The following is a 12,527-nucleotide window of genomic DNA, read 5'->3' as shown; positions in this document are numbered from 1 at the left end:
AAAAATCCGATGACCTTACGATCATCGGATTTTGATCCTCTTACAGCCAATGTCAATCTCTTAACTGATCGGCATTACCCTAAAGGTGCCTTTTTTGTGCATTTAGCAAAAGCGTTGGATTACATCGAGGCGTGTCGGCCTGACTCGCTGGCACGACGAGGCGCGTTATTGCTCCGACGTGACCGGTTATCAATATTCGATTTATTCTGGCCACCACCGCTACGTTGTTGAGGACGTCTGGCTTTTGCCTGACCGCCGCCATTGCCCTGACTATTTCCGTCACTATGCTGCTTTGGCTTCTTCGGCTTTTTTGGCTTCTTGGGCGCTGACAGTGTGGTTTGCGGCAGCGATAATGATGGCTCGAAGCCCGCCAGCGGCTGACGTGGAAGCAGTTTCTGGATCAGTGTTTCAATGTCTTTTAACTGCTGCAGTTCATCTGCGCTTACCAGCGACCATGCCTGCCCTTCAGCACCGGCGCGTCCTGTACGACCAATGCGGTGCACATAGTCGGCTGGTGTATTCGGTAAGTCCAGGTTGATCACTACCGGCAACTGGCTGATATCAATACCGCGTGCGGCAATATCAGTCGCTACCATCACATCAATTTCACCGGATTTGAAATCAGCGAGCGCTTTGGTACGCGCACCCTGACTTTTGTTACCGTGAATAGCAGCACTGGGGATCCCCGCTGATTCCAGCTTTTTGGCAATCCGGTTGGCACCATGTTTTGTGCGGCTAAAGACCAGTGTCTGAGTCCAGTTATTCTGCTTGATCATACTGATAAGCGCCGGAATTTTGCGGTTCTTATCAAGCGGTACCAACTTCTGCTCAATGATATCGACAGTGGAATTTTCCGGCGCTGTAGATATTTTTACTGGCTGCTTGGTAATGGTCTCAGCAAACGCGGTAACGGTTGGCGAGAAAGTCGCAGAAAATAATAAGGTCTGGCGTTGTTGTGGCAACAATTTCAGAATGCGTTTAATGTCGTGAATGAAGCCCATGTCCAGCATGCGGTCGGCTTCATCCAGCACCAGTACTTCAAGCTGACTGAATTTCACTGCATTTTGCTGATACAAATCCAGTAACCGGCCTGGCGTCGCCACCAGCACATCCACACCACCACGAAGGCGCTTCATTTGTGGGTTAATACCCACGCCACCGAATACTACTGCACTGGAAAGCGACAATTCCGTGCTGTAATCACGAACGCTCTGCTCTACCTGTGCAGCCAGCTCGCGGGTTGGCGTAAGAACAAGTGCGCGAATGTGATTTGCACCGGGCTTTTTGCCTTCAGAAAGGCGCTGTAACAGTGGCAGTGCAAAGCCTGCGGTTTTTCCGGTTCCCGTTTGTGCGGCAGCCAGAACGTCATTGCCAGATAAAATGGCAGGAATAGCCTGCTCCTGAATAGGAGAAGGTTTTGTGTATTTTTGCGCAGAAATAGCGCGAAGTAGCGGAGCTGATAAGCCCAACTTGGTAAAAGGCATGTACACCTCAAATGGTATTGAATGGGGGCCTGATGATCTTTGATGTCTGTGTGAAAACAGCAAAGGTAATCAGGCATAAGATAATTCAGGAAGGAAATTCACAAACGGGCACAATGACTGCGCCCGCCTGTTTGAAGGTATTTACAGTACTTCTACGTCAGAAGCCTGAGGACCTTTTTGACCTTGTTCAACTACGAATTGAACTTGTTGGCCTTCAGTCAGAGTACGGAAACCGTCTGATTTGATTGCACGGAAATGTACGAATACATCTTTGCCGCCGTCTGCCTGAGAAATAAAACCAAAACCTTTAGTTTCGTCGAACCACTTAACGGTACCAGTCACTGTAGACATGGATAACTCCTTAATAAATAAAAATGATGGGTGCAAAAAACAACCCGGTTGCGCTGAAGGGCTATCGCTTTGTAACAGGTCTAAATCAGTAGAGGTCGTAATGAGAATCGCACAAGTGGACAAACAAGGGACTAACGGATGTAGCTTATATCAAATGTAAATAGAACCTTCGAAAGGCGGACGCATAGTAACACCCTAATTCAGTGTTAGCCAGCATAAATTTTGCGCAATCGGGTTATTTTGCATTTATTTCGCCGTAAGCGTCTTGCAAAAGCCCCCCTTGCATTGCTGCAAAACATAGGGAGGCTTGCCATGCCCGGCATGATTGTGAACACAACGTCACTGTTCTTGCTTCACAAGCGCCTCAGCTTGCTTTTGACGACGTGCTTTCATTGTTGCCAGGGTCGCAGGCTGAATATTGCCAGATACTTGCAATCCCCCCTCAGTTTCTTTTACTGCCCAGAGGTATTCTGGCCAGCCTGAAAGCAGGGTTTCTTTAAGCTGCTTCTGTTGCTTTTGATTTAGCGCATCGTTTTGCAGTAACCAGAATACCTCACCAAATTCAGGCAGTAGCTGTTCATCCAGCACTGCAGAATCAGTTGCGGGGGTATGGCTCTGCGTATCGCTGTTCTGGCGCAACACACGCAGTCCAGCTGCAGCGTGCATATTCAGATAATTCACCTTGGGCATGGTGCCATCAGGTAACCTTATGTATTGCGACAAAAAACGGCCACCCGCTTCGCTCTGGTCATTCTGAAGATATAACGCCGATAGCACAGGTATCAGTGAAAATATGCGATTATCCAGTAGTGTTAACTCTTCAAGCATGGCAATACCCACTTCGCTGTTTTGCTGCTCGTAAGCGAAACGAACAACCCCTTTCCAAAACCGTGCATCGGTTGAGTCACCAAACAATGCTGCGGTGGTGGTAAACAGCGTTGCTGCGCGTTCTGGCAATCCGGCTTCCAGATACAGGATGCCGGTATAGGCGTTGTTTACGGGTGACGATGCATCAATGTCAAGGCACGCCTGCATCGCCGAAATCGCTTCTGCCAGACGGCCTTGCTGATGCAGGGCTTTGGCCTTCCAGACGTAGGCCCAGGTATAGTCATCATCGATCGCAATAGCGGCATCTGCTGCGCGTAACGCTGCCTCCATTTCACCTCGCCAGTAATGCACAATTGCCAGGTTTACGTTCACCCAGGGCGAGAGTGGGTCTTGTGTTTTCGCTTGCTTCGCATACTCAAGTGCACTGTCAAAATCATTCTGCGCAAGCCGTAACTCTGAATACAGATACAACGCCGTTGCATGTTGCGGTGTGATTGCAAGTGCAGCGTCCAATGCGTCTTCGGCGACATCGAATGCCTGCCCTGATGTAGCAATAATAGCTCTTGCAAGATGCGCCTGCACATTATCAGGGTTCAGCGACAGTGCAGTGCTGATGGCATCTTCTGCCTTTTGTGTTGCTTCTTGTTGAGGAAGATAGGTGTCATGGTAGTTAAACCGGGCATAGACGTACGCCAGGCTGCCGTAAGCTTCTGCATAGGAAGGGTCAGCCTGAATGGCCTCGTTAAATGCCTGTTCCGCCTGCAGATACCATTCGCTGGTTTTTCCGTTCATCAGCCAGTAGGTGCCCCTCAGATAAGCCTGATACGCTTCGATGTTATGTATCCTGCCAGTACTCGAAAAAGCGCTGCTGGTTTCCGGTAACAGTTGCTTAATGACATCTGCAGCAATCGTGTCGGACACGCCTGCCAGACGGGTTTCGTCATCTTCATAGGTTGACGACCACAGGGTTTTATCCTGCTTTGCGTCAATAAGACGAATAACAATGGTATAACTGCCCTCACCGTTTCTTACTGTGCCTACAATCAGATATCGTACATCCAGCGCGCTGGCGATATCCTTTAACCGCTGGAACTGCTGCGCAAAAGCAAACGTGGAATAACGCGAGGGCACATTCAGTGCGGGCGTATTCCCAAGCACAGTCATCAGCTCCTCAGCCAGTCCTTCCGCTAAATATTGAGACTGCGTATTATCACTGACGGCTGTTAAGGGAAGCACCGCGACAGATGGCGCATCGTCAATGAGCGCAGAATCGGATGAGTCCACCAGCCAGGTCACAACGGCAACAATCAGCACAATACCAAAGAAAAAGCTGCTCCCCTGCAAACGCCGGCGCAACATACTTTTGGGCACATAGGTGGAAACCGGCGAGGAGAATAAGCCCTGCACATCTTGCTGTGAGCCTGTCGATGAGTCGGGCGTGCTGCCAGCATCAATAACGGGTTGTCCGGAAATCGTTGCCCGATCCAACCCGTCCCGCTGCGACTGAGGGTCACCAGCGTCGTCGTGCAGCCATTCTACCTGTGCATTCAGGCGATAACCTTTTTTTGGTACCGTCTGAATCAGACTACGGGATTTTGTGTCATCAAACGCAATTCGCAATTGAGAAATCACCCGGGTCAACGCTTCATCTACCACCACGCGGTCTCCCCACACATTCTGCAGAAGCGCTTTGCGATCAGCCGTTTTATTGGCGCAGGACACCAGCTCCAGTAATACCTGCATGGCTTTGGGCTCAATGTGCCGCTGCTGCGTACGGCCAGATACCGTGTTGTCATCAGCATCAATGATAAAATCGCCAATTCTGAATCGATCTGTCTGCATTTGCTGGTTAGTTGTCAATTGTCTTCTGCCTCTGGCGCCAGGCCATCACTCTTCGTTTGTGCTCTCACTGGTAAAGTCAGTATCTTCACCGTCTCTTATTTTTCTGTGTATCTAAACAGTCTTCTCTGGTGCTTTCCCCACTTTTAGTGATGAAAAATTGTGTTAACCACCCGGAAAAAAGTCACTTAATAAATATAAAAAAACAAACACTTTTCAAAAGCTTATACAACCATTAGAAAATCATCAGCTTTTTTTTATGAGATCATCAGGCTATTCCGCACGACGCTAACCATACTCGCTCGAAAGGCAACTCTCAAATCGTCACGAAAAAGACAGGCACAGGCAATTTGGGAAACGCTTTTACGACACTTTTGTACTGACCCTGTTCTAAGGATTTGTTATGGCTACTTTACGTTCAACATCATTGCTTCTCACCCTGTTTGCAGGCCTGACATTTACTGCATCAAACGCTGTTGCAGAAACTTATCAGGGCCAGTCGCTGAAATTGAAAACCAGCGTTCAGGACGTAAACGGTGTGAGAGAGATTGAGTCCGGCGATTACGAAAAAGGGATCCGCAAGACTATGGCGGCGCTCAATCTGTCTTCGGTAACCTCACTACGAGCCCCCCTGCTAAACAACTTGTGCGTAGCGCATATTGCTTCCGGCAATATGACAACCGCGAAACAGTCGTGTGACGATGCGGTATCGGCAGCACACGGCAGCGCGATTGCCTACAACAACCGCGCCGTGCTCAACTGCCTGACATCACAGCCGCAGGCATGCAAAGCTGATTTAGAGAGAGCAAAGCAGCTCAACGCGCGTAACCCGCTGATTGAGCACAACCTTGAAGCGGCTTCTGAACAGAACTTACTGGCCCGAAACTAAACCGCCGACCTTTGCGGTAGCAGGCATCTGACATTAACCCAACCTGTCAGGTACCTGCTGCCCTTTTGTATATTCTGCTTTCTTTGCAGTATGGTCTGCCCTCTCGAATTGCTAAAACACCTCCCGTTTTTGCTTTCATTGTTTGATATTTGTTCTTTTCTCCGTAAAGATGCTCGCATAAACTAAAAACGTTTACGTCAGTATGGATACGTTGAATGCGCACCCTCATCGCTTTTTTGATGCTTTTTTCCTACAGTGCTATGGCTAAGGAATGCCAGTCTGAACTAGTGGTTTCATATAACGGTGACTGGAAGCCGTACTTCTACCAGTTTGGTAATGACCTGTATGAGGGTATTGACTTCACGCTGTTAAATCGTGTTGTCACCGCTATGGGTTGTAAGGTCGATGTGCTGCCGATGACGGAGGCCCGGTCTATCATAGAGTTGGGAAAAGGCAGTTTCGACATTTCTATTGGCGCTTCCTACCCCCCTGAGCGGGCGGAGCAGTTTTATTATTCACTGCCCTATCGGCAGGAAGTGATTGGCGTCATGTTCTTCAACAATGCTGCTCATAATCGCCACACACAGTTGCGAGAAGTGCTTGAACAGGGAGGGATTGTTGGTATCAATATATCAGGTTACTTTGGCGATTTGGTTGAAGCGCTAAAAGCACAGTATCCCAAACAGTTTGTTCACGGCTTTAGCCTACCTGAGCGCATTGCAATGTTATCACAGGGTAAAGTTGATGCCGTTGTAGATGATCGCGGCGCATTGTGCCATCAAATGAAAGGGTTGCGAGTGACAAGCCTGTCCTCGCTTAGCGAGGAGGACTCAGATCTGGTGCTTTCCGATGAAATTCTTCACGACAATGAGGTATTTTTTCTGTTCAGCCGTTTAACCGTTGATAAGGCCTACGTAGAGTCCTTCAACCATCATCTGTCAAACGTGCTATCGCAGCCCAGTGAAACCAATATGCAGTGTTATGAAAGGCCGTAATGCGCTCGCGATTGCAGTGACCGCAATACTGCTTAGCTACCATGCTCATGCAGCTTCACATCAGGCTCAGCTTTTAGAAGATATCCGAAATCTTTCGGCCGGCGACAAAGCAGGCAGAGAGCCAGATACGCCGGGACACGATAAAGCCGCAGACTATCTTCGTCATCGTTTTACATCGCTGGCTTTGCAACCGCTGCAAAATCAGTTTTCTCATCCCTTTACGTTTACCCAAAACATGGTGCAAAAACGCGGCATCAATATCATCGGAAAGATAAGCGGCGCTGATTATCCGGAGCAATATATTGTGTTTACGGCGCACTACGACCATCTTGGTCGACAGGGTCGCCGCATATTTAACGGTGCCGATGACAACGCATCAGGGGTTGCTGTCATGCTGGCTATTGCTGCGTATTTTAACGCCAACCCTCCGCACCATTCATTGCTGTTTGTCGCCACCGATGCAGAAGAAAGCGGCTTACATGGCGCTCATGCGTTGTTTGACGATCCCGTTATCAATAACCAGACACTTCTGCTGAATATAAATCTGGATATGTTGGGAAATGGTGGCAGAAAACAAATCCTGTTTATTCTTGCCCACGGGCTCCCTGATGCTATCGATGATCACCTGGCTGCGATACCACAGCTGGACATGCTTAGCGCTCGCCTCTCCACCAACCCGCGCAGGCTTTACCGGGAAAATGGCAGGCGTCATCACCGACAGGACTGGCAGCAAGCCAGCGATCACGGAGCCTTCGATAAAGCAGGTATTCCCTATTTGTTTTTTGCCTCAGACATACACTCGCACTACCATCAGCATTCAGACACTATCGAGACCATCCGCCCACAGTTCGCAGCAGACGCTGTCAAAGCAGCAATCCTGGTGGCTGAGTATGCAGATGCAAATATGACCACGCTGCTAGGGAAGACTCAGACCACTATCAGCGAATGTACATCATCGCAAAGTCAGGCCTGCTGAATTCGGCACACACGCTGTCAAACCCTGTATGCAGAATCGAATCATTTTCCTGTTTTGCACTGGCCTCTGTCACTGTTTTCGCCAACAGATTCAGTAGCTCTGTTGCGCGTCGGGTATTGCCAAAACAGCCAAATTCCGTGGCCTGATGAATTTTGGCAAAACTATCGCCGTTGTCAGCAGCCTGCTGAATTAGTGCGCCCCCTTCCTCAGCATAGGTTAACCGTCCGAGTATGAACTGCGCACGGGCATCTTCTCTTTCCTGCGCTAAGAAGGACAAAATACGTTTAGATTTATATTCGGACTTTGGGTAGCGACTGTAGCGAGCGCCCTTTTTGCTGGGAAGAAAACCATGAAAGAACGCATAGGCGTGACGCATTGCCTCGTCATTGGTCAGAGTAGCCAGATGCTCTGAGGTGACGTCTATTGCTTTTTGCTCAAGAGCATCCCGCTGCTCACTCTCACGCTGAGCGTGAGACACGGAAGCATTAATGAAATCAATGCTGGCCAGCGTAAACAGTGAAGCGGAAAGGGTCACGCAAGTGAGGATCACGCTGACAGGAACCGTTAAAAACCAACGATTTCGCAGGCGCTTGTGGCTGGGGTGCGGCGTCTGCTCCGTCAACAGATAAAACGCTCTGTGCTGGGTAAACGGTATGCGCGCTCTGCCGATATAAACTGCCGCCCATGCCCCGGCAACATAGAATCCGGCAAGCATCACAGCAAGCACCGTTTGCCCTTCCCCGAGACTCATCCCAAACAGAAACGCGGCAATAACAACAGCAAGATGCGTGAGAAAGGCGATGATCCCGAATGAGGGCGTGTAACCCTGGCCGTGGAAACGAACGGCAAAGCCAACCAGGATCCCACTGATGGCAAGCATCAGCGGTGCAAAACTGTCATTTATCTGATAAGACACATACCAAAGCACCAGTACAGGTATCGCCCAAAACGCCCCTGCAATAGCCGCCTTTATTCCATGTTGTCGCTGAAGTTTCGCTTCTACTGCGTCGATTTCCTGTTGGTTTACCTGCAATTCCAAATCCCTTTACTTATGCAACATAACAGACGGCATCGGCGATGCCAGTTCCTATCTTACCGATAAACGCGCTTCAAAAGCGAGTGTCCACGAACTCCAGTAATAACGTGACGAGAACGACGCGATTTCAACAACCACTGTCGCGAGGTGCACGCCAGAGACCTGCACAAGATTGACAAAAAGCGTGGCAGCGATGCCTGGGATGCCTTATTAACCGCGGGATAAAAAAAAGGAGAGCGCAATGCTCTCCAAACAAGTGAACGTTTTCCAGTAACAGAGGATGATAAAACGAACACAGACAGGAACGGGGAAGGCCCTGGACAATAAAACTTACCGTATTTCGAACAAACCCTTTCTATTCGCCTAAAGCAGAGATAAAGCCATAATCTTCGGCTTCATCCGGTATCGCCCGCCCGGAGATAACTCGTAATGACTCCGGCATCTCATTGTGCGGTTCCGAGGGCGCTTGGGAATAGTGGCGCTCAATGCCGCCGTATGCACTGGACAGTAGCGAGGCGTACTGCTTCTTTGCCGACACAGATTGCTCAGATAGCACAGGTGTATTAACACTCCTTTCAACTCGCTTACCCTGACGCGCATCAGATTGCGGTTCACCGCCTGTCCCGATCGCGGTCAGTGCAATGGCAACTGCCAGCACGTTGGTAATAGTTGAGTTAGGTTCGGCCATACACATTCTCTCCGTGTGCTTTTTCTGACGCCTAAAGCCTAACCAAATCAGCGGAGAAAAAACGTGAGAACTTGCACATTTTTGTGATTATTTGTAATCGACACATGCCACAGGTAACCGGATTTGCTAACCTTGCATCTGGCTTATTCCGCTCAGATATTATGAAATTTTCTATTCTCTTTTTCTCAGCACTGTTGATGATGGTTTCTGGCACCGTTAGCGCATCTGACGAATGTGACGCACGTTCAGCCTGTATCGAATCAAACAGCTGGCAAGTCGGCGTGGCAATCGGTATTGGCGGACGCACAAACCCGCTTGTCGATGGCGATACTATTCCCTTTATTCTGCTTCCAGACATTGCCTGGTATGGCGATTCTGCCTATTTTGACAACGGCGAACTTGGCTATCAGTGGCAGCCTACATCAAGCACCAGTGTGGAAGCGTTTGTCGTTCCGAATTTTGAAAAGGCCAACTTCAGCTTCTGGCACGTCAGTAACTTACTGGTTCCTGCTGCGTCTTACCTGAACACGTCATCAACGCCTCCTTTTCAGATGATAGGCGATCAGCAGGATGTAGAGCCTGAAGACCGCCGACTGTCTGTCGATGACATTGAAAGCCGCAAATGGGCACTGGACGCCGGTATTCGCTGGCAGTGGTATCAGGACAATCACCATATCCGGCTAATGTTGGCAAGAGACATCAGCAGCGTGTACGATGGATTTCACGCCGCACTTGAATATCGATACTACACAAATGTCGGAGACTGGCAGGTAACCGTGGCGCCACAACTGGCCTGGAAGAGTCGCGCGCTTACCGATTATTATTATGGGGTTCGATCCCAGGACGCTGCCAGTGAGAGTCTGCAGTACGACGCTAACGGAGGCTTCCAGCCAGGCATTAGCGTACATGCCAGCTATCCGTTGACGAAAGCATGGCATGTGTTAACCCGACTGGGTGCAACCAGACTCCATAAAGGTATGACGGACAGCCCGGTTGTGGAAGATAACATGGTGTATTCTGCCTTTGCCGGTGTGGCTTATCGTTTTTAGGATCGTTGTCAGGGATGTTACTTAGAACTTTTACTGTGGTGATCGGCCTGCTTTTTTTTGCGCCGGTTTACGCGATAGACTGGGAGGTAAAGCCCGGTGAATGTGTGGTGTCCGCCGAGGACGAATTTTGTGATGCCCGCGTCGCGGTTACACTGACATCACCTGCTTTTACGCCGTTATCTACCTGTCTTAACATCGATGAGCAATTTTATGATTGTTTTACTACCCAGCAGATGCAGGTTGATGTGCGTATTGCACAGGACATGATGTTTCAACTCACCACCCGCGATGGCGCGCGTCTCGACTCTTTCCTCCTTGAGCACAAAGTCATTGATTCACGTCCTAAACGACGTCGGGTGAGATTGCCCTGGAGTGTGTTCTGATATGAATAACCAACCTACCGTGATTCTGGTAGAGGACGATGCGCGTCTGCGAAAGCTGGTCGCCGACTACCTCAGCAAAAACCTGTTTACAGTGATTGCGCTACCAGACGGCAGCACGCTTAAAGAAACAGTCACCCGACACCCTCCCTCCGTGATCGTGCTGGATATCATGCTTCCCGGTGAAGACGGCCTGACACTGTGCCGCAAGATACGCGAGCAATACAAAGGCCCGCTGCTGTTTATGTCTGCGAAAAACGAAGCCCTGGACGAGATTCTGGGACTGGAAATCGGTGCCGATGATTACGTCACCAAGCCGGTAGAGCCAAGACTGCTACTGGCACGCATTCAGGCGCTGCTGAGACGTGTTACTACTCCGGCTACTCCCACCAGCGCGTCACTCACGTTCGGTGGACTGCAGATTGATAAAGAAGCGCGCCGGGTTGTGCTCGATGGCACGTCAGTTGCGCTAACCAGTCACGAATTTGATTTACTCTGTATGCTTGCCGAGCATGCAGGTTCAGTGGTGCATCGCGAGCAAATTTACCAGCAGATCATTGGACGCGACTATGACGGGCTGGATCGTTCCGCAGATGTGCGAATCTCCCGATTGCGAAAAAAACTGAATGACGATGCGCAAAACCCGTATCGGATAAAGACGATTTGGGGAAAAGGCTTCTTTTTTGTCGCCGATGCCTGGTCACAGAGTAGCGCGCGGTGACACGGCTATTTTTCAGCCTTTACCTTTTTATTGCGCTGAGTCTGGTAACGCTGACGGTGGGCCTTGAGCAGTTTTTCCCGGTAAACAGCCCCGCCCTTACCGAGTCACAACAGGCCTGGCTGACGCTGCTAAAACAACACCAGAGCGACAGCACCAAACTCGCAAGGGTATTGGCTAACGCCAACCTGAGTTTCGACATCATCGACAACAACGCGCTGGCGGTCAGTCAGAGCGTTGCCAGTCAGCTGGCACAGCAGGAACTGGTGCAGGGTTTCTACAATGAGGAATGGAAAATCTACGTTCCCACGTCTGATGCCAAAGTGGCCATCGTGACATTTTCTGAATATGCCCCCCGTCCAGGAAACTGGTGGCTGTATAGCAGCATCTTTTTTATCCTGCTCGGCGTTGCCATCGCTATCTGGATTTATCCGCTGTGGCGGGATTTGAGCAGGCTGGTGAGCGCAACGCGTAATCTGGGCCCGGATGGGGGGATGTCCGTTCCGACATTGTCCACCAACTCACCGCTAAGCAACATTGCGCGGGCGCTGGATGATCTCAGTCGCAATGTGAAGCTGTTGCTAAATAATCAGCGCGAGTTGGCTGGCGCGGTGACGCACGAATTCAAAACGCCACTGGCACGGTTGAAGTTTGCGATGGCCACAGAGAATGGCATGAGCGAAGCAGAAGTGACCGAGGCCCGCAATGACATTGATGAACTGGACAAGCTGGTTCAGGAAATGTTGGACTTTACCCGACTAAACGCCCATAAACCTGAACTGTTGATGGAAAGTATTCCGCTTGTGCCTTTCTGTCAGCAACGGGTGTCGATGATAGCCTCTCACAGCGATAAAACGCTGTCAGTGAGCGGCGAAGCCATCGAGCTGATTGGTGATAGTCATCTGCTGGCCCGTGCCACCGACAACCTGCTTGCCAATGCGGTTCGCCACGCTCATCAAAACGTAAACATCATTATTGAACAAACCTCATCAGGCATCAGCCTGCACGTTGATGATGATGGCGATGGCATTGACGATGCGTTCAAAGAGACGGTATTTGATGCGTTTTTTCGTCCTGACAGCGCGCGCAGCCGGCATCAAGGGGGTGCAGGCCTTGGCCTTGCCATCGTCAAACGCATCATGCACTGGCACGGTGGTTCCTGCACAGCCAGCGACAGCGCATCAGGTGGCGCAAGAATTACGCTACACTTCCCTGCCCATTCCTCACCAGGTAATTAGCGAAGGTTTCTTTCCTGCGCCTGTCACCCAGGCCCGTCACTCTACCAATCGCTGCA

The 12,527-nt window shown here is 50.1% G+C and carries 12 protein-coding genes; 7 read left to right on the top strand and 5 right to left on the bottom strand.

The window, feature by feature from the left end; genetic code table 11:
- Positions 1–119: 119 nt before the first annotated feature.
- The 3 genes from JKP77_RS18790 to JKP77_RS18780 all read right to left on the bottom strand — a co-directional run bounded on the left by JKP77_RS18790 (position 120) and on the right by JKP77_RS18780 (position 4,523).
- Positions 120–1,484 carry a DEAD/DEAH box helicase gene (locus JKP77_RS18790; protein WP_218312705.1) on the bottom strand — a complete coding sequence of 455 codons (1,365 nt, stop codon included), beginning with the start codon at positions 1,482–1,484 and terminating at the stop codon, positions 120–122.
- Between the two features lie 141 nt (positions 1,485–1,625).
- The gene (gene cspE / locus JKP77_RS18785) at positions 1,626–1,835 is read right to left on the bottom strand and encodes a transcription antiterminator/RNA stability regulator CspE (protein ID WP_218312704.1); all 210 of its coding nucleotides are present in this window, start codon (positions 1,833–1,835) and stop codon (positions 1,626–1,628) included.
- A gap of 339 nt (positions 1,836–2,174) precedes the next feature.
- Entirely contained in the window at positions 2,175–4,523 is a 2,349-nt protein-coding gene (locus tag JKP77_RS18780) for a tetratricopeptide repeat protein (RefSeq protein WP_218312703.1), read from the bottom strand.
- A 382-nt stretch (positions 4,524–4,905) separates the two neighbouring features.
- On the opposite strand from JKP77_RS18780, the gene JKP77_RS18775 reads away from it, so the two are divergent.
- The 3 genes from JKP77_RS18775 to JKP77_RS18765 all read left to right on the top strand — a co-directional run bounded on the left by JKP77_RS18775 (position 4,906) and on the right by JKP77_RS18765 (position 7,362).
- Entirely contained in the window at positions 4,906–5,391 is a 486-nt protein-coding gene (locus JKP77_RS18775; RefSeq protein ID WP_218312702.1) for a tetratricopeptide repeat protein, read from the top strand.
- Positions 5,392–5,606: 215 nt separating this feature from the next.
- Positions 5,607–6,386: a substrate-binding periplasmic protein gene (locus tag JKP77_RS18770; protein WP_218312701.1), complete on the top strand. Its 780-nt coding sequence runs from the start codon at positions 5,607–5,609 to the stop codon at positions 6,384–6,386.
- Positions 6,373–7,362 carry a M28 family peptidase gene (locus JKP77_RS18765; protein WP_218312700.1) on the top strand — a complete coding sequence of 330 codons (990 nt, stop codon included), beginning with the start codon at positions 6,373–6,375 and terminating at the stop codon, positions 7,360–7,362. Before JKP77_RS18770 ends, JKP77_RS18765 begins: the two co-directional genes overlap by 14 nt.
- On the opposite strand, the gene JKP77_RS18760 is transcribed toward JKP77_RS18765, so the two are convergent.
- Positions 7,325–8,401 (bottom strand): hypothetical protein, encoded by a 1,077-nt coding sequence (locus tag JKP77_RS18760; protein ID WP_218312699.1) that lies wholly within the window; start codon positions 8,399–8,401, stop codon positions 7,325–7,327. The genes JKP77_RS18765 and JKP77_RS18760 overlap by 38 nt on opposite strands.
- A gap of 352 nt (positions 8,402–8,753) precedes the next feature.
- Complete coding sequence (locus tag JKP77_RS18755) at positions 8,754–9,086, bottom strand: hypothetical protein (RefSeq protein WP_218312698.1); 333 nt, start codon at positions 9,084–9,086, stop codon at positions 8,754–8,756.
- A 104-nt stretch (positions 9,087–9,190) separates the two neighbouring features.
- Between JKP77_RS18755 and JKP77_RS18750 the strand changes: the two genes are divergently transcribed.
- From JKP77_RS18750 to JKP77_RS22705, 4 genes are read left to right on the top strand one after another with little or no spacing between them, the layout of a single operon-like run.
- Positions 9,191–10,135, top strand: coding sequence for a MipA/OmpV family protein (locus JKP77_RS18750; protein WP_218312697.1), 945 nt, complete (start codon positions 9,191–9,193; stop codon positions 10,133–10,135).
- 14 nt (positions 10,136–10,149) lie between these two features.
- The gene (locus JKP77_RS18745; RefSeq protein WP_218312696.1) at positions 10,150–10,518 is read left to right on the top strand and encodes a DUF3019 domain-containing protein; all 369 of its coding nucleotides are present in this window, start codon (positions 10,150–10,152) and stop codon (positions 10,516–10,518) included.
- Position 10,519: 1 nt separating this feature from the next.
- The gene (locus JKP77_RS18740) at positions 10,520–11,236 is read left to right on the top strand and encodes a winged helix-turn-helix domain-containing protein (protein WP_218312695.1); all 717 of its coding nucleotides are present in this window, start codon (positions 10,520–10,522) and stop codon (positions 11,234–11,236) included.
- The gene (locus JKP77_RS22705; protein WP_218312694.1) at positions 11,233–12,471 is read left to right on the top strand and encodes an ATP-binding protein; all 1,239 of its coding nucleotides are present in this window, start codon (positions 11,233–11,235) and stop codon (positions 12,469–12,471) included. Before JKP77_RS18740 ends, JKP77_RS22705 begins: the two co-directional genes overlap by 4 nt.
- Positions 12,472–12,527: the final 56 nt, after the last annotated feature.

The sequence above is a fragment of the Alteromonas antoniana genome (assembly GCF_019249295.1).
Classification (GTDB): Bacteria; Pseudomonadota; Gammaproteobacteria; order Enterobacterales; family Alteromonadaceae; genus Alteromonas; species Alteromonas antoniana.
This window is presented reverse-complemented; position numbering and strand designations above follow the sequence as displayed.